This is a genomic window from Bradyrhizobium sp. JR4.1 (assembly GCF_040548605.1).
GTDB lineage: Bacteria > Pseudomonadota > Alphaproteobacteria > Rhizobiales > Xanthobacteraceae > Bradyrhizobium > Bradyrhizobium canariense.
On the sequence record NZ_JBEPRY010000022.1, the window covers coordinates 1 to 22,782 of the forward strand.

Here is a 22,782-nt window from a genome sequence, read left to right on the forward strand (position 1 = left end):
CCAGATCTACATCCACGCCGATATGCGGATGAAGGAAAAGGCGCTCGCTCTCGTCGCCGCACCATCCGCGCCGCCGGGTCGGTTCCGGCCGGACGACAAACTGCTCGCGTTCCTTGAAGGGCTCTGATTATGCCGAACAGCCGCATGGCCAACACCGGGATATCCAGCCTCCAACAGAGGCCATGCGGCATAATCTGGATCGCGGCATTATGCGCCTTATGCCGATATCGGCATAACGTGCATGCCAGCGGTCATCCGTCGCGTCTGAACCGTGACCTGTCAGGCAACTACGGTACTAGGAAGTATGCCTTCGAGGAGCTGGTTGCGGAAATCTCGTCTGCGTTCAGTTGCGCCTCGCTCGGCATCGTGCCGACGGTGCGGCATGCCGACTATATCGGCTCTTGGCTTGAAGTCTTGCGCGAGGACAATCGTGCAATTATCCGGGCTGCTTCCAAGGCCAGCAAGGTTGCCGATTATCTGCTTGGCTTTCTCCCAGAACCCGTCGGCGACATGCCGACGGAGGACCAGCAGGCGGCGTGAGGTTCTGCTCGGTGGGCACCGGCACAAGAGTAAGAGGGGGCAGGGTTGTTTCCATGATGGGTTGGAGGCCGAGAGATAGGCTCCCGGCCGCCCGTCGTGGAAAATCAGCATGCTAAAAGCTGTCCAAAAGATCACGTCGGCCGGTGTCGGAGTGACCGGTGGAAAGCGCATCGAAGTATCGGGATCCAATGCCAAGACGCGCAAGAGCTTGCGAGGGGACGGCCTCTTTGAAGAGATCATCTTCTGTCAGCTCCTCATGTTCGTGCGGATGGGCGCAAGTGGCATAGAGATGCTGTCGAAGGTACGCGACCGGTATCCGGTCGAAGGTGCCCTTTGGCAGGAGGCGGCCTGATGTCCCGCCAAGCTTGCGAGCTGGCACGCCGCCTCGCGCGCGACGCGGAGGCGGTATGCCGACACTATCTCTCCAATGGCAAGCGGGCGGGGCGGTATTGGGTGGTCGGCGACGTCCACAACAACCCCGGCCGCTCACTGTTCGTGCGGCTCCAGGAATCGCCGAAGGGAGCGGCGGGTAAGTGGACCGATGCCGCAACCGGCGCGCATGGTGATCTGCTCGACATCATCCGCGAAACTCTGGCTCTGCGACACTTTCGTGAGGTCGCCGAGGAGGCGAGGCGCTTTTTGAACCTGCCTCGTTCTGAGCAGAAGCCCGCCCCAAGACCTATTCCCCCAGCCGTACCGCCCGGATCGCAGGTAGCCGCCCGTCGGCTCTTTGCGATATCCAGCCCGATCGAGGGGACACTGGCTGAAACGTACCTGCAGCGCCGCGGAATAACCCGCGTCCACCATGATGGCAGCCTGCGCTTCCACCCACGTTGCTACTATCGGCCCGACGAGCATTTGCCGACTGAAACCTGGCCGGCGATGATCGCCCGCGTCACGGATCTTGACGGTCGGATCACCGGCGTGCACCGGACCTGGCTCGATCCGGACGGCTTTGATGGTGTTCGGCTCGGCAAGGCTCCGATCGATACCCCACGACGGGCCATGGGCGATCTTCTCGGCAATGCCGTTCGGTTCGGCGTGGTGGACAACGTGCTCGCTGCCGGCGAGGGTATAGAGACGATGCTTTCGTTGCGCTGCGTGCTGCCGACCTTGCCTATGGCTGCTGCACTCTCGGCCAATCACCTCTCCGCCATGACGCTGCCGTCTAGCCTGCGCCGGTTCTACATTGCGCGCGATGCCGATGCCGCCGGTGATGCGGTGCTGGCAATTCTCAGCCAGCGGGCAGCAAACGCCGGCATTGAAGTGGTCGTGCTGTCGCCCCGGCTGGGCGACTTCAACGAAGATCTGCATGTCTTCGGTCTCGAAGCCCTCCGAGCAGCGCTGCGGTTTCAGCTTGTGCCAGAGGATATCGTTCGCTTCCTGCATTCGTCGACGGTGGCCGCGGAATAGCTCCCGGTCTTCGATCGACGTTGATAGGCCGGTCATAGGCGAGGTCAATACCGGAAGAGGACACGACCTCGGCCTTCTAGAGGTCGATCGGACGGCAGCCGGCCCGGGCCGGCAATGGCTGCGTTCGGCTATTTTCCGCCGCGCGCCAGAGATGTGAAGACACATCATGCAGTTGGCCGCGCGCTTTGCATCGCGAAGCAAAATAGCCGGCCTCTGCCATCCTCCGCTGCCGCTTCGGCCCTGTCGGGTTCTGGCCCGGCCCGCCCGCCGTCAGAGGATCGCCACGAAGGCCGCGATGGTCGCGGCCGATCCGGCAAAGGACCTCTTCCCATGACCGACCATGACGACATCGAACCGCCGCATGCCTCTTCCCCGACCGACCACATCCTCACGGAAATACAGCTCTTCGGCTATCGTCCCTTCGACGACCAACCCGATCCAAGACCGCTCCCGGAGGGCAAGATGATCGTCGGCGCCATAGCGGACATGTTTGATGCCCTGGTTGCGACCCTGAACGACACGCGACTTGAGCCGGACCTTGACAATCTGCTCTGGTCGACCGTCAACCTGTTCCATCGTGCCATCGACCGCGTCGAACGCCACCTCGATGACAACGAACAAGCGCAGCATAAGAGCCAGCGCGAGCAGAACGGCTCGGAAGTGCGATCGGTCGAACTCGAGCGCCTGACGGCCGAAGGCATAACGCTGATCGAGCGCCGCAACTGCCTGGAGCTCTTCCGCGACCAGGCCATCGAACAATTTGAGGTCCACACCGGTTCGGCCTGGCGCCCACGATCGGGATCATTGGTCAATCACCGAACGCTCACCGCAGCAATGATCGACTCCCGCGACTTCATCGCCGCCAAGCGTCGTTCCGAGACCGAGGTCATGTTGCCAGCTGGACCGAAAATCGCACTCACCGGTGGGCTCGACTTCAACGACCACAACCTCATCTGGGGCCGCCTCGACAAGGTTCACGCCAAGCACCCCGACCTGGTCCTCCTCCATGGCGGGTCGCCGAAAGGCGCCGAAATGATCGCCTCCAAATGGGCGACCAACCGCAAAGTACCGCAGATCGCCTTCAAGCCCGATTGGACGAAACACGCCAAGGCGGCGCCGTTCAAGCGCAACGATGCGATGCTCGAACTCCTGCCGATCGGCGTCATGCATTTCCCGGGCACGGGAATTCAGGACAATCTCGCCGATAAGGCGAAGCGGCTCGGCATTCCCGTCTGGAAGTTCGGCGGCGCATGAGCGCCGTGTCGCCTCGAAGACGCCAAGGTGGAGTTGCTCGCCGCAACTCCGCCTCGTTTCGTTTTTACATCCAAACTGCGCCGTGGTGGTGGTGGAAGGCGCGATTGATAGATCCATGCACATGGAGCCACCGCCATGCTCGCGCTTGGGCTTGTTCTCAACACACTCGGTATCGGTTTGTTTTGCTGGGCCATCTTTGCGCTCGCGGTGTATGCGCTACCGTTCTTCGTCGCAATCAGTGTCGGGATCTTGGCATTTCGTGATGGTACGGGCGTCTTCGGCGCACTGCTATCGGAATTGCTTCTGGCGCGCTGACGCTTGCCGCTGGTTCGCCGTCGCCGTTAGTCGGTCCTTGACCTTGCGCGTCGCGATCGCAACCGTATTCACGGTCCCCGCAGCGATCGCCGGCTATCAGGTGATTTTTGCCCTATCGCAGATCGGGGTGCCTTCGTTGGCTTGGCGCGAGGCGTTCGCATGCCTAGGAGCGGTTTGCATCGGCGGCACAGCATGGACACGCTTGGCCGTTTTTGCGGGGACCCTCCCGTCGGAGTAGGCCGGGGCGGTGGAGAATGCGCCTGAACCAGTTCTCACAGCCGCCGCGCACGAGCGGTGAGGCTTCGTCGCGGTCATCGGCCGAGCAAGACGGCACAGGGCGTCACGTTGAGCGAGGGATCGTCGAGCTTGAGCGAGAAGTAACCGCGCTCCCTCCTCGGGCGCTTAAGCAAGCCGTACCGGTCTCTGTCTGGCCCACATAGCTGCGGCCGAGCGGCGCGCTCCGTTCGATCATTCGTTCCGGGACGATACCGCCCTTTGCGGCAGATTGTTTCTCTTTCTGCGCCGAACCCTACCAACCCCTTGTTCAGCAGAACCGAGATTCGCCAGTCTTCTCCTCAAGATTGCGATTCAGCACGCAGACCAAGTGGCCTCTTTGATGGCTTGATCTGGCCAAAGACCGGCTGCGCCTCGATCGTCTGAGCCGCAACGCCTTTGATGCGATTTTCTTCCCCTGGGCTTCGCCCATTCCTCGCGAGGCAAGAAAGTCGCAACAACGGCGTCCTCCGCTGCGCTCCGGCCCGAACGGGTGCGTCGCCGATCGTCCTCGGCCTTTAGATCGCCGTCGAGGCCGCGGTGGTCGCGGGCTCGAAACACAACAGGTAGAGTAGGGGCACAGCGCCTGTCCGTCTTGCGACGGATGGTTTCTGCGCCCCTCTCGCCGAACCGGGCGTGCAAGTTTCCAAGCAACCGGCTCTCCATGCGCGGCTTACGCCGCGTGTGGTCCTCACGCGTCCATGAGGGTGTTGAACGACGCCCAGAAGCGATCGGCTCCTTTGCGGAACTTCTCGCCAGGATCGTTCCATCCGTTCGGTATGCGTATGCCCCGGTGCGGGAAGTGGAGTGATCCGCCTTCCCGGAAGAACCGCAGCGATTTCGGTCCGTCGACCCATCGCCAGCGGCTGTCGGGCGCTGTTGCCTGGAAGCGGCGACGCAGTTCTTGCCACGTCGTCTTAGGATGCTTCCGGTGCAGCCATCGCCCGATGCGCTCCCACAGCCACCAATCCAGACTGGCGAAGTCCCGCGTGGCCCACGTGGCGTAGCGGTAGTAGTTTCGCCATCCGGTGATGACCGGGTTGAGATCGTCGATGAGATCGGCAAGGGCTTGGCCTGTCGGCGTCGCCCTCACCCTGACCTTGATCTTGTGGCGCAGGTCTTTCAGCTTGCTCTTCGGAATGAAGAGATTACCGACCATACGACCGGTGCGGCGTGCCTTGGTCTGCACCACTCGATAGCCGAGGAAGTCGAAGCCTTCCTCGACGCCGGTGATCCTGGTCTTTTCCATCGACAGTTCCATGCACAATTCCGTTTTGAGGAACTGCGCCAACGCAAACTTTTCGGCTTCTGCTTCCTCGCGGGTCCCGTCCGTCAGCACGACGAAGTCGTCGGCGTAACGTACGGCGTAGAATGTAGGCCTGTTTCTCCGGCGATCGTAAAGCCGCCGGTCGGCTGCATTCTGCGGTCGTTCGCGAGGGCGCATCGACCACCGTCCGTATCTCTCGTCGATGGCCGCCAGATAGACGTTGGCCAGCAATGGCGAGATGATGCCGCCCTGCGGGGTGCCCGTAACAGGGTGGCGGACGGTGCCCTCGATCATGACACCGGCTTTTAGGAAGGCGAGCACGAGCCTGAGGATCTTGCGATCCCCGATGCGTCGGCGCACACGCTCCATCAGCACATGATGATCGACGGCATCGAAGCAGCCCTTGATGTCACCCTCGATCACGAAGCGGTACTCGGAAGTGCCGCTGGGTGTGGGGTGCAGTCGTCGCTGGATTTTCGCCAGCGCATCATGGGTGCTCCGGCCGGGCCGGAAGCCATAGGAGGTCGGATAGAAGTCCGCCTCGAAGATCGGCTCCAGCACGAGCTTCAAAGCCATTTGCACCAGTCGGTCTTTGAGCGTCGGAATGCCGAGCGGACGCACCTTGCCGGGCTTACCCGGTTTGGGGATCAGCCTTTGCCGGACAGGCTCGGGCCGATAGGTGCCGCTGCGTAGTTCACCGCGGATATCCTCGATGAACCGTACTGCGCCGCCCAGCTGCTCTTCGACCGTCTTCCGCGTGACGCCATCGGTACCCGGTGTGCGGCTGCCTTTGTTACGGGTCAACCGACGCCAGCTTTCCAAAAGCGTCCTGCGGTCGCATACGATGTTGAACAGATCCGCGAACACCTTTTCGGCATTCGCGACACTCCACCTGTGAAGCTTGCGCTGCATGTCGAGGACGAACGCGGTATTCACCGCGCCGGGCCTCATCGGCCCGCCTCCTGCCGGCTTGCTTCACCCACTGTCTCCCTTCGCCATGTGGACGGCTTTCCCGCCCTCCGACTACTACGAAGACTCCGCCCCCTGCCGCGCCAATCATCGGTCGCCTCGATCATCTCGCGCCATCCGGCGCGAGAGAACACGGCAAGGTTCCCAAGTTCACCTGTCGTCCCTTCACCTGCCTTAGGGACCGACTCTACCCCGTGAGGATTCCGGCCAACGGCCACCGCAAGCTGGGCCGCTGGCTGACGTGCGCGATCACGCACGTCCCTGATCTCCGTCCACTCAGCGGAAATCGGCACTCCTCCGGTCTTTCGACCGATCCGCCCACTTCCGGTTCGGCGGATTCCATGTTGCAACGAGGCTTCAAACATCGGTTCGATAACTCTTTCCGTAGCAGGTACGCTCGCCGGACCAGCCTCGGACGGAAGTCCCGGGTCGTCCGACTTTGACGGGTTCTGCTCATTTATGGCTCGCCGGAGGCACCCAGCTTACCTCACCCGTCTGCTTCAACCCCCGTGCTTGCGGCACGTGGGCTGCGGGGTCTCCCACCCCGCAGGGGCAACAAGTGCGCGTGACGGACTCCACCCGTCACTCTTGGCGCACGAGAAGTGACATGGCTAACATCGGTTCCTTCAAGAAGGTCGGCAACGATTTCCAGGGCGAGATCGTCACCCTGAGCCTGCAAGCCAGGGGCGTCCGTATCGTCGCCGAGACCAACCGCTCCAACGACAACGCTCCCAGCCACCGCATCTATGTGGGCCGGGCTGAGATCGGTGCAGCTTGGTCGAAGCGCTCGGAGGAAGGCCGCGACTACCTCTCGCTCAAGCTCGACGATCCCTCCTTCAACGCGCCGATCTACGCGAACCTGTTCGATGACGAAGGCGCTGAAGGCTACACCCTCCTGTGGTCGCGGCCGCGCAAGAGCGGCGAATAGACGCTCCGCCAAGCCCCGTCCGGTCCGCCGGGCGGGGCGCTGACCTGAGCCAGCTTACGATTTGCTAAGCCGCGCAACCTTTTTGAGCAGGTCTCCCGGTTCGACCCCCAAAGCTTCAGCAATTTGCCCGAGCACGGTGACGCTTGCCGATACATCGCCGCGCTCGATGGCGCCGACGTAACGCGCGCTTAAACATGCGCGCTCGGCCAGTTCCTCCTGCGTCATTTGTAGATCGTGGCGTTTCCGACGCAGGTTCACAGCCATGATCTCTTTGAGATCCATGGCGATATGGGAACTGAGCCGGAACGATCGTTCTAGGAACGATCGTTCCTATTCGTATCAAAACGTGCTATCCATTGTCCCAACGCCGAGCGCGGCCGCCCTTGGCTGCCGATCTACTGAATGAACATCCAGCATTCTAACGGGCAACGGAGGTCTGGATTGCGACCAAGGTTTCTGGGAGTTTAAAAGCGGGTATGATGCAGAAACCCTCCCTCGATCCAGACGTGGCGGACTGTGCGCCGAATGACCCGGTGCTTACGGCCTATGACGAACAGCATGTCGTCACGTACATTCGCCTTTTGCAGGCGGAGGGTCAGGGAGCGGACTGGCAGGAGGTCACTCGAATCGTCCTGCATATCGATCCAGAGCGAGAGCCGGACCGTGCGCGGACCGCATATCAGAGTCATCTTGCACGCGCAAAATGGGTCACCGAGCAGGGACGTCTTTTACGCGGCGCCGGCTCAAACTAGAACGAAATCGCTGGCTGGAGATTGCAGTCAGAATGATTTTCTTCCGCTTACCGGTGGTTATTTTCATGCACCACGTGGTGCCAAACTAGGGACTTCCTACAACCCCCTCGTTTATAGTTATTGCGCCGCAATCCTTGTTCGTTAAGTGCAATGGGGGCGGAAGCAATGCCTGAATTCGACTGGCGGTCGCCGGATTCGTTTAAGAGCCTAGAGAATGCTGAGATCACTGAAATCGCCTGGGTAGGTCTTCGTATGAACGTGGACTACCAACGTGACTACGAGGCGATCATCGCTAACAACTCAGATGGCGCGGTGACCGAGGAGTTCAGGAGGAGGTGGGGCCTCTGCTTTCGCCCATGACCCCCAGAGGTCGTTCCACGAGCAGACAATCTTTTGGGCGCCCGAGGTTCTCCCGACCGTCGTCCCGGTCACTGTAACCGCTTCAACGCCTGGTCAAAGCCCAACGCCTCAGCCGCCGCTTGATCTCGCATCAGGTCAGGTGCGCCGTGCCGCTGACGGCTGGCATGCCGTGCTGCAAATCGGTTCGGTGGAGCACCGCATCTGGTCGAAGCAGCCGCTGACCGCAGGCGCTCGCTATGCGGCCGAGTTGCCGTTTGACGGCGATTTGGAGGCGCGCGCGCATGCCGCCACGCGGCTGTGGCGCGCGATGAATGGACACACGCCAGGACCTCCGCTTCATCGCGTGCCCAAACAGCGGCGCGAACGACTGTGCGCAGCCCTTCGCGCGGTGACCGCGTATCTGGCCGGCGCGACTTATCGCAGCATCGCAGAAGCTCTGTTTGGCAAGGCGCGCATATCGGATCGTGGCTGGAAAACACACGATCTGCGCAGCCGAACCCGTCGCCTTGTACAAAGCGGCCTCGCATTTGTGCACGGAGGTTATCGCAAGCTGCTTCGGCCCAGGCGCAGGGTCGAGTAGCGCCGTTCCTTGGGGTGTCGAAAATCGACCCACCGATATTCGGCATCCCCGTCCGAGATCGCGCTTCTCCATGATGACCGCACACACGCCGGCGCCGCCATCCGCGGTGCGCTGTCATCCTGGAGTTCTCAAATGCCCGATTCGACGGCCGGTCTACCTCCGCGCTTCCTGCGAACACCGGAGGCTGCGCGTTACCTTGGCCTTTCCGGTCGCACGCTCGAGAAGCACCGCACGTACGGCACCGGCCCGACGTATCGGAAGATCGGCGGACGCGTCGTCTACGCCGTAGACGATCTGAAAGCCTGGGCTGACCTCGGCGCCAAAACGTCGACGTCTGACCCCGGGAAGGGGACCGTGCTGCCGGCCAAGAAGCATCCGGTGCTGCGCCCATATGCTGGCCAGGAACGTCGCTGATCGCGGGCGAGAGCAGTGACCATGCGGCGCAAACACCATTCCGAGCGCGACCAGCTGGAGCTCTTTCGGGCGGTCCCTGGGGATCTCGCGCCGCGCGATGCGCAGGATCTGATGGCTTATCCCTTCTTCTCGCTTGCAAAAACGAAGCGGATTGCACCGATCGACTTCCGTGCCGGCGCGATCGCAATGCGGGTCGAGGCCGTGGCGGAACACGGCATGGCAACCATCTGGGATGCCGATGTTCTGATCTGGGCCGCGTCGCAGATCGTCGAGGCGCGTGACGCCGGCTTGAGGACGTCGCGCCTTATGGCTGCAACGCCTTACGAGATTCTGACGTTTGTCGGCCGCGGCACCAGCGCCCGAGATTATGATCGCTTCAAGGCCGGTCTCGACAGGCTTCAGTCAACGACCGTGCTGACCTCGATCCGCCAGCCGGCAGAGCGCCGGCGGCATCGCTTCTCCTGGATCAACGAGTGGAAGGAGACGGCCGATGCAAATGGTCGTCCATTTGGGCTCGAGCTGATCCTGCCGGATTGGTTCTATGCCGGCGTCATCGGTGACGCACTCGTTCTGACGATCGACCGCGCCTATTTCGATCTCACGGGCAGGCTTGAGCGGTGGCTCTACCGGCTCGTGCGCAAGCACGGTGGACGCCAGGATGGCGGCCGGAGCTTTGATCTTGTGCACCTCCATGCGAAGTCCGGCATCATCTCGCCGCTCAAGCTCTTTGCTTACGACGTCCGCCAGATCGTCCAGCGCCAGGCATTGCGCGGCTATCAGCTCGCGCTCACGCGCGATCCGAAGGGTACGGAGCGATTGAACTTCGCACCTACGCCTGTTGATCCCTTAACGGCACGCTTGCGCCGCCGCGGTCTCATTCCAAATTCGGAGGACAACCTGTGAATCAGCTCGTGCTATCGAGGACCGCAACCCTCGTGCTATCGGGGACACGATCCTGGTGCTATCGGGAACCGAAATCGAGCTTAAGAGCTTGTTTTTCCGCGCCTTCCCGCTGGTCTAACTTCACTAACCAGAAATCCTTCGGATTTCTTCTAACGGAGCAGGCCGAAAGCCACGTTGGCGGCGCTCGGCAACGGCAGTCCGACAGTTCAGCCTGCCTTTGCAGGCCACGCACACTCTCCATCGAGCCTCAAGCCCACGGCTACCAGCTCCAGCGTCAGGGAGCCGCCGCATGAGCGATCTCACGGAAGTGGAAGTGTTGTGGCTCGAGAAGCGCATCGAAAACCGCCTTCGGTTCGGTCGCATCGTCAAGGAACGGAAGCTTGATGGTCACCGGCGTGTACTGTCATTCGCGCCTGGCAGCATCTTTGCCTTCGTCCGTTGGACCTCCAGCGACTTTGGCACGATCATCTCGCGGATTGACATCTTGCGCGCGGTCGCGCCAGGACAGCGCTGCTCGACCGTGCCGTATGTGAAGCCGGGCGGAGAGATTTTGCTGCGGCTCTCCGGTTGGCCGAAGGTCGAACGAGTGCTGCAGATGGTCGATGCGGTCGAAGCGCTCGGCATCGATCCCGCCGATGTCGCTCCTGATCATTGGCATCACGTTCATAACCGTCTGTCCGTGAACGAAAATCCGCGTCCGTATACGAAAGCGCGCCATCAAGCCTGGTTTAATCGTCAAAAGGTGATGCGATGACGTGCCGTTTCATCATGCTGATAACGACGTTCGTGGTTGCTGCCGCCCTTGTCACGACAATCTTTCTGGAGCCGCTTCCGCTCTACATCTGGAATGCATCGACGAGCGTACCTATCGGTCTCTATCGCTTGCGATCGGCAAAACTCTTTCATGTCACAGAGCTGGTCGCCATTCAGCCGCCGGAACCACTTGCGACCTTTCTAGACCTGAACGGCTATCTGCCGGTCGGCGTCCCCATGCTCAAGCGGGTCTTGGCGCTGCCGGGGCAGACGGTCTGCAGAAGCGGTCTCACTATTTCCGTGAATGAAATTGAAGTCGGCCAGGCCCGGGATCGTGACGGACGCGGCCGGCCGCTGCCGAAATGGCAGGGCTGCCGCGTCGTCGCAGACGGCGAGCTCTTTCTCATGAACTGGCAGTCTCACGATTCTCTTGATGGCCGATATTTCGGATTCTTGCCGGGGTCGGCGGTGATCGGCCGTGCCCTCCCGGTGTGGACGTGGGAGGAGTGATCGTGCGTGTTCTACGTTTCCGTTCTGCCATTCCTCTGTTCGATCAAGTGCAGGACCATTCCTCCGTTCTCTAATCGCGGCCCATCATGCAAATCCTTTCTTTCCATTTCTCAGCACACACAAGAGTGCTGGTCTTGTCCGTCGAAGCGATGGCGAGCGAAGGTTCGCTTGGAACGGCGAGGTCAAGCCCGAAGCCGCCGGAGGCGGGGGCGCAAAGCGCCAGGCTTGAGCTTGCTGTGCCAAGCGAACACACTGTTCAGCCAGTTTCGACCCTATGCCACAACACCGCTGGCCATACCGTCAGTCGCTGCCGAGTCCACGGTTCTCTTCGCAGTCTGATTGGTTTTACAGCTGCATTTATGCGTCAGGAGGTCGGCGCCGCTATGTCCCGAGCGCGGTCTGCATCTCTGCAGCCGCAGGAGGAATGGCGCGGTCGCCGGCGCTCGTCCCGGCAGGGACCTCTTACCGCTATCGCAGACAGCGGATCTCCATGTTGGTTGTACCGATTAGGTGATCGCGGTGTGGGGACTCCACTGGAACGCCGTCCCGTCACGCCACATGTGATGCAATATGACCGCCAGTTTCCTTGCCACCGCGACCATTGCCCGTTTGCTTCCCAATCGTTCGATCAATGCGCGTCCCCATTGCTGGAGTGGGGAAGGTCGGGAGCAGCGGCGCAACACAACGCAAGCAGCCTCATAAAGCAAGGTTCGCATAGCTGGGTCACCAGCACGCGAGATACCTCCAGCTCTATCGGTTTCTCCCGACTGGAACCTGCGCGGTGTCAGCCCAAGATATGCGGCAACGGTCCGCGAACGTCTAAACCGGTGTGGATCTTCGACCGTGCTTATGTACGAGAGCGCAACGATCACGCCGACGCCAGGGGCACTCATGAGGCGTTTGGCGATCGGATCGGCGGATGCGCGACGGCACAGCGCACGATCGAAAACAGTGATTTGGTCTTGCAAGGTTTTCAGCGCAATCAGCATTGGTTCGACGATCGTCAGCAGTACCGGATTGTCTTGGATCGCAGCGCGAACGATCCCAATGTAACGCCGTTGACTTCCGATCTTGAGGATCATGCCGAAGGTCTTCAGCAGTCCGCGGACGGTATTCTTGATCTTCAGGGCCGTGCTAACGAGCTGCGCGCGGGCGCTGATCATGGCGCGGACCGCATAGGTATCCATACTCTTGACCAGCACCTGCCGAAACCAGCCGACGCGAACCACCTGGGCGATTCCATGCGCGTCGTTGGCGTCCGTTTTGTTAATCTGGAGCGACAAGGCCGCCTTGGCATGGCGGGCGTCGATGCAAATAACTGGAATTCGGCGCTTCTTCAGCTCGTGGAAGAGCCAGACGGAAAGCATGCCGGTCTCGAGGCCAACGCGCACAGCATTTGGCGCATGCTTGCAGACAACCTGCTCAATCTCGTCAGGCGTCGACGCGCAACATCCTCGCCAAAGCGTCCTACCGGCTTCATCGACTACACAAGCTTTGGTTTCTTCAAGCGACACATCAAGACCAACATATTGGGTGATCGGCTGCATTGCGTTGCTCCTCGGATAGGGAATCAGTGCGCAGAGGCTAGCAAGGAGCCTGCTCCGCGATTACCCCATGTCCCGACCAAAGCTTGCAAAGCCGACGCGCGCAGCGGCGGTCCAGCGCGGCCGAAAGGCCGGCGCGAAGCGGCTTTACCCTGGACGGGCGCGAGCACGCCGGCACTCTTGCATTTTTTCGAGAGGAGCCTGTGCGCTGCCGTGCCCCTGTTCGTGGCACTGACTGTGAGTAACGCTGCTGCTGTCGCCGAGACGCGACCGGCAGAGCTCACAGCGAGTTATCAAACTGGCAATTCATTTGCGGATTTCGTTGAAGCGGCCTCGCGTCGCTTTGGCATGCCGGTGCGATGGATACTGGCAGTCATAGACGTCGAAAGCGCCCGAAACGTGCGTGCCAAGTCACCGAAAGGCGCCATGGGGCTAATGCAGATCATGCCGGAAACCTGGGCGGAGCTACGTCTGCGGTACAACCTGGGCAACGATCCCTACGATCCCCACGAGAACATCCTTGCAGGTACGGCGTACCTGCGCGAACTGCGCGACCGCTTCGGTGCGCCAGGCTTCCTTGCAGCCTACAACGCGGGACCTGCTTGTTATGGAGAGCATCTCGCCGGCCGTCCGTTACCAGCTGAGACCCAGGCCTATTTGCAGAAGCTTGTGCCCGGCATCGGCAGCGACATTGCCATTTCTAGCGCTGCAAGTCTGCGGCCATCGGTGGGATCGATCTTCATTGTGCGGCTTGAAAGCTCAAAAGCCGCTGCCCGTCTGCAGCCTGTGCGCTCGCCGACCCTATCGCCGACGGCCGCTTCGGTTCACGACATCTCCGCCATTGTGCCACGGACAGCAAAGTTGTTCGTCGCGAGATCTGATGCGGGAGGCTCGCAATGACTGAATGCGCAAGCTGGCATGCATTGGCGTGCTCTGGAGAAGAATGGAGGGAATGGGGGGAGCAATGGGAAGGCACAGCAGGACGGCTCTTCAAATCGGGCTTCGAGATACCGGTGCACGGGGATAGTCACCCGGTGGCCGAATCCGGAGCGTGGTGCAACCACTTATGTGGTCGTTCACACAATGGAGAGCTCCAATGAAACTATATGTTGGATTGGACGTCGGTCTTGACGAAACCAGCCTTTGCATCGTCGATCGTGAGGGTCTCACGGTTCGCGAAGTGAAGGTCAGCACGGAGCCGGAGGCGATCCGCTCCGCTGTGGAGAGCTACGCGGATCGCCTCGATAGAGTGGGAGTCGAGGCGTCATCGCTTGGCATCTGGCTCTATCGCGAGCTACAGCCAGCCGGGCTTCCGATCATTGTCGTGGAAGCGCGCCAATTGCGCGTTTCGTTATCGACGATGCGCAACAAAACGGATCGCAACGATGCGCGCGGCATCGCGCAGATGATGCGGCTGGGCTGGTATCGTGCCGTCCATGTCAAGAACATCGAGATGCAGAAAATGCGCTCGCTGCTAGCCAACAGAAAGCTCCTCAAGCGCAAGCTGGTCGACCTTGAAAACCACATTCGTGGCACGCTGAGGGCGTACGGTCTGATGGTTGGAGCGGTCGGACGAGGGGGATACGAAGCGCGGGTCCGCGAGCTCATCGAGCACAGCGATCCGGTATTTTGCATGATGATTGAGGCCATGTTGGACGTACGCCGAGCGATCTTCGAGGGCTACGAACGATTGCATAAGGTGCTCCTGCAGGTCGTCCAGCATGATGCGATCTGTCGTCGGTTGATGACCGTACCTGGCGTCGGTCCCGTTGCCGCCCTTTCGTTCAAGGTCGGTGTTGATGACCCTCTTCGTTTTGCACGATCCCGGACAGTCGGCGCACATTTTGGCCTGACGCCGAGGCGACACCAGTCTGGAACGTCATCGACTACGAAGGCCGAATTACCAAACAGGGCGACGTCGCGGTTCGCGAGGCGCTCTGCGAGGCGGCAGCAAGCCTGCTGCTACGGGTCAGGAAATGGTCGGCGTTGCGGGCGTGGGGCCTGCGGATCGCCAAACGGTCGAGCATGCTGTGCGCGATCGTCGCGGTCGCACGCAAGCTTGCGAGCATCCTGCACAGGATGTGGGTCAATCAGACCGACTTCCACGTTGGGTTCGGCGCCAAGGTCACACAAAGATTGCGTTTGAAGCCTGCGCAGTAATTGCTGCGGGGACGCAAAAGTTTAGCGCTGGTGTTGCAGCCGGCATGTTGAGAAGGAGCAACCATTAGAGATCCGCGCGCGCGGTGAGCGTCCCCTGGCGGTGCCGCGAAACGGGGAATGTCCGCTATCTCTTGCCTGCTGCCATCTTCGTGATGAGAGCGCCAGACTGCTTGGACGGCCCTGTTTACGAACCTGATGAAGAGCATGCGACGGCCGATGTGCTGAACGCGAAGGAACGCATGGACCCCGCCTGGAGAATGCAAACCGCGGTCGCGGCTTTGGTGAGGTGTGCGCGTTGTTGTTGCAAGGCGTGTGTGATGACTGAAGTGCAGAGAGTCGAAGAAAAGCGTAGGAATGAGTTGACTTTGAATGCCCGATTAGGAAGGCGAGATAAAAGGGGCTCGCCGGTCGAACCGCAAGCCATTGGCATGGCTTGGGTTCTGGCGTGCCGGTCGGTCGGGGCGCGTGCCGCGCCTTACATTTTGACGAATACAATCAAACGCGTTTTCGGCACCTTGCGCTCTATTGATCGTTGGGGGGCCCTGCCGTGAGCGTGGGCGACAGCGATCTGCGTGTTCGGCCCGGGCGCATCCGTACCACCCGCGCGCCGAAGCCCAAGAGCTTCATCAACCAGGTGCTGCGCGCAGCAAAGAAAGCAGGACACACATCGAGTCAGGCCGTGGCTGGCGGGCGTTCTGCGGCTTATGGGCGCTCGACCTTTGGCCGGGGCCGGCTGTCCTTTAGCCGCGCCAGACTGTTCAGCCCGACACGGCGCGTTGTGGTGAAGGCGCGCGTGGTTCGGCACAAAGGGCGAGCCTTCCGTTCAGCCCCCCTGACCGCCCACCTCTCATATCTGAAGCGCGACGGCGTGACTCGAAGCGGCGAGAGAGCCGAGATGTTCGATGCCGGCAACGACCGTGCCGAGAGCGCGGCCTTTGCTCAACGATGCAAGGACGACCGGCATCATTTCAGATTCATCGTCTCGCCGGAAGACGCCGGCGACATGACCGACCTGAAGGCCTTTACCCGCGACCTTGCCAGGCAGATGGAGACCGATCTCGGCACGCGGCTTGATTGGGTGGCTGTCGACCATTGGAACACGGACAACCCTCACGTCCATCTCCTCGTTCGGGGCGTAGATGAGCAAGGTGCGGATCTCGTGATCTCCCGCGACTACATCAGCAAGGGTCTGCGCTCACGCGCCGAGGAATTGGTCGGTATCGAGCTGGGGCCAAAGCCTGAGCACGAGATCTTGAATTCGCTGGAGAGGGAAGTCACAGCTGAACGATGGTCGCGACTGGACCGAGAAATCCGGCTGGCGGCTGATGAGACCGGCGCTATCGATCTTCGCCCGGAGAGTCCCGGCAAGTCCGATCCCGAGATCCGACGCCTGATGGTCGGTCGCCTTCGACATTTGGAGAAGATGGGCCTTGCCGCATCCGAGCTACCTGGGGAATGGATGGTCGGGCTCGAGGCCGAGCGTAGCTTGCGCGACCTCGGGATGCGCGGCGACATCATCAAGACGATGCACCGCGCCTTTACAGAGCGTGGGGAAGCGCGCGGCCTTGCCGACTTCGTCATCGAAGGCGGACAGCCGACGTCCGGGATCGTCGGACGACTTGTCGATCGGGGATTGCATGACGAACTCACCGGCGAGGCTTACGCCCTGATCGACGGGACTGACGGACGCGCGCACCACGTCCGCTTGCGTGGGATCGAGGCCTTCGAACATGCACCGCCGCTCGGCGGAATCGTCGAAGTCCGACGCTTCGGTCAAGCCGGCGACGTGCACCCCACCTTAGTCCTCGCGACTCGTTCCGATCTCGGCCTTGGAAGCCAGATCACCGCAAAAGGCGCGACCTGGCTCGACCACAGGCTCGTCGAACGCGACCCCATGCCGCTTGCCATTGGCGGATTTGGCCGTGAGACCCGCGACGCCATGGAAGCCCGTTGCGAGCATCTGGTTCAGGAAGGTCTGGCGCGGCGGCAGGGCCAACGCATCATCTTCCAGCGCGGCCTTCTGGACACCTTGCGCCGACGTGAACTGGACGAGGTGGCCGCAAAAGTCTCGGCCGACACGAGGCTGCCTCACGTGAAGGCAGCCTCCGAGGAACATGTGGCAGGTACGTATCGCCGTCGTCTGACGCTCTCCTCGGGGCGCTTCGCCATGATCGATAACGGGCTGGGCTTCCAGCTCGTGCCCTGGTCGCGCGAGCTCGAGAAGAGGCTCGGCCAGCACGTCACCGGCGTCGTGAAAGACGGCGGCGGAATCGAATGGGGTTTTGGTCGCAAGCGCGACCTAGGCCTCTAGCTTGAACTCGCCAAATTTAATTGCACAAAGGACGTTTGGGATGTCCGGAACCAAGATCCTCTGGGGGCAGGTGATCGTTGTCGGCCTGATCGTCTTGCTGGCCATCTGGGGCGCGACCGAGTGGACGGCCTGGCGGCTCGCCTGGCAGCCGGAGCTTGGGCGGCCCTGGTTCGAACTGGCGGGCTTGAAGGTCTATTACCCGCCGATCTTCTTCTGGTGGTGGTTCGTCTTTGATGCCTATGCGCCTCAGGTCTTTGTCGAGGGCGCCTTCATCGCAGCGTCGGGGACGTTTATCTCGATCGCGGCGGCGATCGGCATGTCGGTCTGGCGGGCGCGTGAGGCCAAGAACGTTGAGACCTATGGTTCGGCGCGCTGGGCTGATGCAGAAGAGGTTCGAACGGCCGGACTTCTTGGCCCGGATGGCGTGGTGCTGGGTAAGCTCGCCCGGGACTACCTTCGGCACGACGGACCGGAACACGTCCTGTGTTTCGCGCCCACCCGGTCCGGCAAAGGTGTCGGTCTTGTCGTGCCTTCGTTGTTGGCGTGGCCGGGCTCGGCCATCGTGCACGACATCAAGGGCGAGAACTGGCAACTGACGGCCGGCTTCCGCGCGCGACATGGCCGCGTCCTGTTGTTCGATCCGACCAACCCAAAATCCTCAGCCTACAATCCGCTGCTCGAGGTCCGGCAGGGAGAGTGGGAGGTTCGCGACGTCCAGAACGTCGCCGATGTCCTGGTCGACCCCGAGGGCTCGCTCGACAAGCGGAACCATTGGGAGAAGACCAGTCATTCGCTTCTGGTCGGCGCCATCCTTCATGTCCTTTACGCGGAGGCCAACAAGACCCTGGCTGGCGTCGCCGCCTTCCTGTCCGACCCGAAGCGGCCGATCGAAGCGACGCTGAAGGCGATGATGACCACCGCGCATCTTGGCGAGCAGGGTGCTCATCCCGTGGTCGCCTCGACCGCCCGCGAACTCCTCAACAAGTCCGAGAACGAACGTTCAGGCGTCCTGTCCACCGCGATGTCGTTCCTCGGGCTGTACCGGGATCCCGTCGTGGCCCAGGTGACCTGCCGCTGCGACTGGCGGATTGCCGATCTGATCGCAGATAGCCGCCCCACGACGCTGTACCTGGTGGTGCCTCCCTCGGATATCTCACGAACCAAACCATTGATCCGCCTGGTGCTGAATCAGATCGGCCGACGCCTGACCGAGGACTTGCACGCCCGCGACCGCCGGCATCGTGTCCTGATGATGCTGGATGAGTTCCCAGCGCTTGGGCGGCTCGATTTCTTCGAGTCCGCGCTCGCCTTCATGGCGGGGTACGGCATCAAGAGTTTCTTGATCGCGCAGTCGCTCAATCAGATCGAGAAGGCCTATGGGCCTAACAATGCGATCCTCGATAACTGTCACGTCCGGGTCAGCTTTGCGACCAATGACGAGCGGACCGCGAAGCGTGTGTCCGATGCGCTTGGTACGGCGACCGAAATGCGGGCGATGAAGAACTATGCCGGGCACCGATTGAACCCATGGCTGGGGCATCTCATGGTCTCACGGCAGGAGACGGCAAGGCCGCTGCTGACACCAGGCGAGGTCATGCAGCTTTCGCCAATGGACGAGATCGTCATGGTGGCGGGGACGGCGCCCATTCGAGCTCGGAAGGCTCGCTACTATGAAGATCGGCGGTTTATCGAGCGGGTCTTGCCGCCGCCCGATCCAGCCGCATCCGGCCGGTCACCGCGAACGGACGGATGGTCTGCATTGGGAGCGCCCAAGCCGGAGTCGCTTCCAACCGAAAGGGGGCGAGCGGAGGAAGATCCGGCGAATAGCGGCCTTCGTCGCGAGCCCGAACTCCCCGATCACGTCGCGATCGCCAAGGAGACGGAGGAACCGACGCCAGCCGAGGAATTTGCCGTCGTTCTTGACGACGACGAGGACGCGGTCCGCCAGTCCCGGCTTCTCCGTCAGCAAATGCGCGGCGTCGCCCGTCAAGCCGCCATGGACCCGAATGACGGCATGGAGCTCTGAGGCAATATGCGCGACCGGATGAACGTGTATTTCCCGCCAGAGCTTCTGAAGCAGATCTCGGATCTGGCCGATCGCCAGAAGCTCTCCCGGTCTGCGATCGTGGAGGCGGCCGTTGCTTCGTTTCTGTCGCCGGATGGATCGGACAGGCGGGAGGCGGCGTTTACCCGTCGCCTGGATCGACTGTCGCGTCAGCTGCAGAGACTGGAGCGAGACGTCGGTTTAACGGCCGAGACGCTGGCTCTCTTCGTCCGTTTCTGGCTGACGGTTACGCCACCGCTACCGAACGACGCGCAGGCGGCTGCGCAGGCAAAAGGCCGGGAGCGGTTTGAAGGATTTGTCGAGGCGCTCGGGCGTCGTTTGCAAAAGGGGCAGAGCTTTCTGCGTGAGATACCGGAAGATATCGTCCGTCAGGAGCCCGCCGGCGGACCTGACTGATCGCTCTCTATGCGCCATCGCGCGAACTCTTCTTTTTCTACGCCAGCCTACGACCGCAGCAATTTAGCCGAGCCTATAAAAAGCCGAACGCGCTATCGGCTCGAATGAGTTGATGAGCAAGAAGGCCGGCATGCAAGTTACAAGGACGTGGCGTCTCACCGTGCGCGTATTTCTACCGTTTGCTGCTGGCTACTATCTTTCGTATCTGTTTCGGACGATCAACGCTTTGATCGTGAGTGATCTCAGCTCGGATGCCGGGCTTGGGTCAGCCAACCTCGGACTGCTTACGTCAGTCTATTTCCTGGTCTTTGCGGCGGCTCAGGTCCCGGTCGGTATATTGTTGGACCGCTTTGGTCCGCGTCGGGTCCAGAGCGCGCTGCTCTGGTTCGCAGCACTGGGCGCCGGACTGTTCGCCGTATCGACCGGCTTCCTGTCGTTTTTGATCGCGCGTGCGATGATCGGGCTTGGCGTCGCGGGGGCGCTGACGGCAGGACTTAAGTCCATCATCCTTTGGTTCCCCAGGGAGCGAGTTGCCTTGCTCAACGGCTACATGATCATGCTGGGATCAATAGGAGCGGTGACCGCCACAGTTCCCGTCGAACACCTGCTCGCTTGGATGGGCTGGCGGCAGCTCTTTGAGGTCCTGGCGGCTGCGGCCGGTGCCACAGCGATCCTCATCTATGTCGTAGTTCCTGAGCAACGCGTTATCCCGTCGAAAGCACCAGTCTCCGCCACCCTGGGATCCGTTTTCAGCGACAGGCGCTTCTGGCGGATAGCCCCGTTGTCGGCGACTTGCGTTGGTTCAGCTTGGTCGCTGCAGGGATTGTGGGCATCACCGTGGCTTGCAGACGTGGAGGGCCTCGATCGCGCAGGCCTCGTCAGACAGCTGTTCATCATGTCGATCGTACTCAGCGGCGGTGCCTGGTTGTTCGGCATGACGATCCATCACGTCAAACGAACAGGTCTCACGGCTGAGACGATATTCGCGATGGTGGCCGTGCTATTTATCGCAGCCGAGCTAGCCTTGATCCTGCGAGTACCTCTGCCGTCCATCTTGCCCTGGTCGGTTGTCGCAATCATCGGAACGGCAACTGTGGTCAGCTTTGCCGTGCTAGCTGATTACTTTCCGTCGGAGCTTGCCGGCCGTGCCAATGGCGCCTTGAACGTCTTGCACTTTGGTTGGGCATTTCTGGCACAATATGCGACCGGACTGATCCTGGAGCAATGGTCCACGAACGATGGCCATAGGTCGATCTTGGCTTATCAAGTCGCGTTCAGTCTCAACGTAGCGCTGCAGATCGCGGCGTTGGTTTGGTTCGGGCTACCTTGGATCCAATCCTTTGCTTGCTGGATGAATTCAGTCCCTTCCACCATGCCGGTCAGCGCTTTCGACGTGGTCGAAGCAAGCATTTTCTGCGAGCAATCGGACGGCGAGGTGGAGTGGTGACCCGCGCGACCTAAGCGCCACTCTCCGTCGTGACGAGGCTGTTGAGGCGTCGCTTCGCGCCGGTCGCGATGGATTCTGCCATCGCCTGCGGGAAATCTTTCGGCAGCTTCGCAATCGTTGCGTCGATCTTCGTGCCAGCCGTATCCGCGAGCTCTTCGATGATGCCGCGAACCACGCTGTCGGGCAGGCCGCAAGTCCTTGCGGTTTGCACGAAATGTCGGCCGAGAATCGTGTGTACTACGTAGTGGCGACTATTGCCGATCGCCATGGCGAGCTTCATCTGGTTTTGCGTGATCTGCTTGGCATCGAGGCTCGGTTGCGTTGAGATGATGTCGTACAGCGGCGCGAGGACGAATCGTCCGCCGGGCGAGAGGTGGATGCTGAAATTCTTGGCGTGGCCGTCAGTAGCCGCCAGAAGCCAGAAAACGATTTGTGCCTTGAAGAAGGTCGCCTGGTCGGTCGTCGGTGTATCGCTGCCTTTGAGGAGATCAGAGATATTTCGGATGCCCGGGCCGCCGTCCGATTCGTATTTGCGCCCGGGCGGGACGGAAAGCGCCTGACAGCAATCTTCCTGTGGCAGGCGCAGAAGCCGTCCGTCGTGCGCCCATGTGCGGTCGAATCGCTCGATGGCGAGCACGCGCCGGCCCGCGAAATCAACGATGCGCGACTTGGCGACGGGCAAGTCGAGCGCGGCGACGAGCTTCAGGCAGAGATGCTCGTTTTCAACGCTGTGGGTCAGGTCGACGCCGTTCGGTAACCTGCCGATCTGCGGTTTGATGATGTGCGTGGTGGCGGTCGTGCCGTGCGGCACATGCCACTTGTCCTTCCAGTAGAGAAGCGCGGTTTTTTCCTGGGCTCCAGCCAGAGAGATACGAAACTCCTGATCGGGACCGATGCCGAGCGGATTGTTGGCGAGATTGGCAAGGATCGCCGCGATGTCCTGGTCGCTCGCGAGGCGAGCGTCAATCGCGCCCGCCGCTCCGGGTGCCGTTCCATCCGGAAGGAATTGCAGGGCGCCGACACAGTCGCGGCCGATCGCGGAAAGCAGGCTGTAAGCATCGGCTCCGCCGGCATGCGCGCGTTCGGCGACACGCCGGCGGATGTCGTCGTTATCGGGAAGCAGGTTATCGAAGACTGCAATGACGGGGTCACCGATATAGCGGTCTTCGCGTAGAGGCATCGATACCGAGACCGGGATGGCGTTCTCCCATCCCAGCCAGGCTTCGTCGTATTGGAAATCGATGGCGCCGCTGCTCTCCCGCCGCAGCCGCCCGACCAGACGAGCGTTCAGGTAGACGTTGAGAGGCGCTCGGATAGGACGGCGTCCCATCAGAACAGATCCTCGATGGCTTTGGCCGACACCTTCGTGCGTGGTCGGAGGACCAGTTCCAGGTCGAGCGCGGCCAGCGCATCCATGAGGATGCGCAGTTGCGTCGCTGGTTCGCCGGCCTCCAGCTTCGAGACAGTCGCTTGGCGCGCGTGCATCTTGTCGCCTAGGCCGCTCTGGCTGAGTTTTTTTTGCCGGCGGTGCCGCTTAATGGCGGCGCCAAGCTGCTGCGGGGTGCGAGCGATTGTATCCATTGGGGCTTGATACGCGAACGCGTATAAAATGTCAATATACGTGGATG

Annotated in this window: 22 protein-coding genes and 2 pseudogenes; 19 read left to right on the forward strand and 5 right to left on the reverse strand. The window is 61.3% G+C overall.

What is annotated here, in order from left to right; translation table 11 throughout:
* Positions 1 to 240 precede the first annotated feature (240 nt).
* The 5 genes and pseudogenes from ABIB90_RS31480 to ABIB90_RS41695 form a co-directional block, all read left to right on the forward strand.
* Positions 241 to 540: pseudogene (locus ABIB90_RS31480) on the forward strand (zincin-like metallopeptidase domain-containing protein); the annotation flags it as partial.
* A gap of 109 nt (positions 541 to 649) precedes the next feature.
* Complete coding sequence (locus ABIB90_RS31485; RefSeq protein WP_354202052.1) at positions 650 to 892, forward strand: hypothetical protein; 243 nt, start codon at positions 650 to 652, stop codon at positions 890 to 892.
* A complete protein-coding gene (locus ABIB90_RS31490; protein WP_354202053.1) occupies positions 892 to 1,953 on the forward strand; it encodes a DUF7146 domain-containing protein in 1,062 nt (353 codons plus the stop codon). Before ABIB90_RS31485 ends, ABIB90_RS31490 begins: the two co-directional genes overlap by 1 nt.
* A gap of 330 nt (positions 1,954 to 2,283) precedes the next feature.
* On the forward strand, positions 2,284 to 3,207 hold the full coding sequence (locus ABIB90_RS31495) for an SLOG family protein (RefSeq protein WP_354202054.1): 924 nt from the start codon (positions 2,284 to 2,286) through the stop codon (positions 3,205 to 3,207).
* A 135-nt stretch (positions 3,208 to 3,342) separates the two neighbouring features.
* Positions 3,343 to 3,522 carry a hypothetical protein gene (locus tag ABIB90_RS41695; RefSeq protein WP_502918249.1) on the forward strand — a complete coding sequence of 60 codons (180 nt, stop codon included), beginning with the start codon at positions 3,343 to 3,345 and terminating at the stop codon, positions 3,520 to 3,522.
* Between the two features lie 964 nt (positions 3,523 to 4,486).
* Here the strand turns inward: ABIB90_RS41695 and ltrA are convergent.
* A complete protein-coding gene (ltrA, locus tag ABIB90_RS31505) occupies positions 4,487 to 6,013 on the reverse strand; it encodes a group II intron reverse transcriptase/maturase (protein WP_354202055.1) in 1,527 nt (508 codons plus the stop codon).
* A gap of 625 nt (positions 6,014 to 6,638) precedes the next feature.
* On the opposite strand from ltrA, the gene ABIB90_RS31510 reads away from it, so the two are divergent.
* The gene (locus tag ABIB90_RS31510) at positions 6,639 to 6,959 is read left to right on the forward strand and encodes a DUF736 domain-containing protein (RefSeq protein ID WP_354202056.1); all 321 of its coding nucleotides are present in this window, start codon (positions 6,639 to 6,641) and stop codon (positions 6,957 to 6,959) included.
* Positions 6,960 to 7,013: 54 nt separating this feature from the next.
* Here ABIB90_RS31510 and ABIB90_RS31515 read toward each other — a convergent pair whose 3' ends face one another.
* Positions 7,014 to 7,241 (reverse strand): helix-turn-helix domain-containing protein, encoded by a 228-nt coding sequence (locus ABIB90_RS31515; protein WP_219685726.1) that lies wholly within the window; start codon positions 7,239 to 7,241, stop codon positions 7,014 to 7,016.
* Positions 7,242 to 7,438: 197 nt separating this feature from the next.
* On the opposite strand from ABIB90_RS31515, the gene ABIB90_RS31520 reads away from it, so the two are divergent.
* The 7 genes from ABIB90_RS31520 (at position 7,439) to ABIB90_RS31550 (ending at position 11,231) form a co-directional block, all read left to right on the forward strand.
* Positions 7,439 to 7,711 (forward strand): DUF2285 domain-containing protein, encoded by a 273-nt coding sequence (locus ABIB90_RS31520; protein ID WP_354202087.1) that lies wholly within the window; start codon positions 7,439 to 7,441, stop codon positions 7,709 to 7,711.
* A gap of 165 nt (positions 7,712 to 7,876) precedes the next feature.
* A complete protein-coding gene (locus tag ABIB90_RS31525; RefSeq protein ID WP_219685448.1) occupies positions 7,877 to 8,071 on the forward strand; it encodes a transcriptional regulator domain-containing protein in 195 nt (64 codons plus the stop codon).
* 169 nt (positions 8,072 to 8,240) lie between these two features.
* A complete protein-coding gene (locus ABIB90_RS31530) occupies positions 8,241 to 8,651 on the forward strand; it encodes a DUF2285 domain-containing protein (protein ID WP_354202057.1) in 411 nt (136 codons plus the stop codon).
* Positions 8,652 to 8,783: 132 nt separating this feature from the next.
* Positions 8,784 to 9,065: a helix-turn-helix transcriptional regulator gene (locus ABIB90_RS31535; RefSeq protein WP_018454787.1), complete on the forward strand. Its 282-nt coding sequence runs from the start codon at positions 8,784 to 8,786 to the stop codon at positions 9,063 to 9,065.
* 21 nt (positions 9,066 to 9,086) lie between these two features.
* Entirely contained in the window at positions 9,087 to 9,968 is an 882-nt protein-coding gene (locus ABIB90_RS31540) for a replication initiator protein A (protein ID WP_354202058.1), read from the forward strand.
* 289 nt (positions 9,969 to 10,257) lie between these two features.
* Positions 10,258 to 10,722: a DUF2840 domain-containing protein gene (locus tag ABIB90_RS31545; protein ID WP_354202059.1), complete on the forward strand. Its 465-nt coding sequence runs from the start codon at positions 10,258 to 10,260 to the stop codon at positions 10,720 to 10,722.
* Positions 10,719 to 11,231: a S26 family signal peptidase gene (locus tag ABIB90_RS31550; RefSeq protein ID WP_219685381.1), complete on the forward strand. Its 513-nt coding sequence runs from the start codon at positions 10,719 to 10,721 to the stop codon at positions 11,229 to 11,231. Before ABIB90_RS31545 ends, ABIB90_RS31550 begins: the two co-directional genes overlap by 4 nt.
* 506 nt (positions 11,232 to 11,737) lie before the next feature.
* Here ABIB90_RS31550 and ABIB90_RS31555 read toward each other — a convergent pair.
* Positions 11,738 to 12,778: an IS110 family RNA-guided transposase gene (locus ABIB90_RS31555; RefSeq protein WP_354202060.1), complete on the reverse strand. Its 1,041-nt coding sequence runs from the start codon at positions 12,776 to 12,778 to the stop codon at positions 11,738 to 11,740.
* A 210-nt stretch (positions 12,779 to 12,988) separates the two neighbouring features.
* On the opposite strand from ABIB90_RS31555, the gene ABIB90_RS31560 reads away from it, so the two are divergent.
* From ABIB90_RS31560 to ABIB90_RS31585, 6 genes and pseudogenes are all read left to right on the forward strand, one after another.
* A complete protein-coding gene (locus tag ABIB90_RS31560) occupies positions 12,989 to 13,675 on the forward strand; it encodes a lytic transglycosylase domain-containing protein (protein WP_354202061.1) in 687 nt (228 codons plus the stop codon).
* A 196-nt stretch (positions 13,676 to 13,871) separates the two neighbouring features.
* A pseudogene (locus ABIB90_RS31565) lies at positions 13,872 to 14,935 on the forward strand (IS110 family RNA-guided transposase).
* 547 nt (positions 14,936 to 15,482) lie between these two features.
* Complete coding sequence (locus tag ABIB90_RS31570; RefSeq protein ID WP_354202062.1) at positions 15,483 to 17,246, forward strand: relaxase/mobilization nuclease domain-containing protein; 1,764 nt, start codon at positions 15,483 to 15,485, stop codon at positions 17,244 to 17,246.
* A 40-nt stretch (positions 17,247 to 17,286) separates the two neighbouring features.
* Positions 17,287 to 19,272: a conjugal transfer protein TraG gene (locus tag ABIB90_RS31575; RefSeq protein WP_354202063.1), complete on the forward strand. Its 1,986-nt coding sequence runs from the start codon at positions 17,287 to 17,289 to the stop codon at positions 19,270 to 19,272.
* A gap of 6 nt (positions 19,273 to 19,278) precedes the next feature.
* A complete protein-coding gene (locus ABIB90_RS31580; protein ID WP_027519220.1) occupies positions 19,279 to 19,707 on the forward strand; it encodes a ribbon-helix-helix protein, CopG family in 429 nt (142 codons plus the stop codon).
* Positions 19,708 to 19,819: 112 nt separating this feature from the next.
* Positions 19,820 to 21,154 carry an MFS transporter gene (locus ABIB90_RS31585; protein WP_354202064.1) on the forward strand — a complete coding sequence of 445 codons (1,335 nt, stop codon included), beginning with the start codon at positions 19,820 to 19,822 and terminating at the stop codon, positions 21,152 to 21,154.
* A 10-nt stretch (positions 21,155 to 21,164) separates the two neighbouring features.
* On the opposite strand, the gene ABIB90_RS31590 is transcribed toward ABIB90_RS31585, so the two are convergent.
* Together ABIB90_RS31590 and ABIB90_RS31595 are read right to left on the reverse strand one after the other, a co-directional pair.
* Complete coding sequence (locus tag ABIB90_RS31590) at positions 21,165 to 22,484, reverse strand: type II toxin-antitoxin system HipA family toxin (protein ID WP_354202065.1); 1,320 nt, start codon at positions 22,482 to 22,484, stop codon at positions 21,165 to 21,167.
* The gene (locus ABIB90_RS31595) at positions 22,484 to 22,735 is read right to left on the reverse strand and encodes a helix-turn-helix domain-containing protein (RefSeq protein ID WP_354202066.1); all 252 of its coding nucleotides are present in this window, start codon (positions 22,733 to 22,735) and stop codon (positions 22,484 to 22,486) included. The genes ABIB90_RS31590 and ABIB90_RS31595 overlap by 1 nt, the downstream gene beginning before the upstream one ends.
* Positions 22,736 to 22,782: the final 47 nt, after the last annotated feature.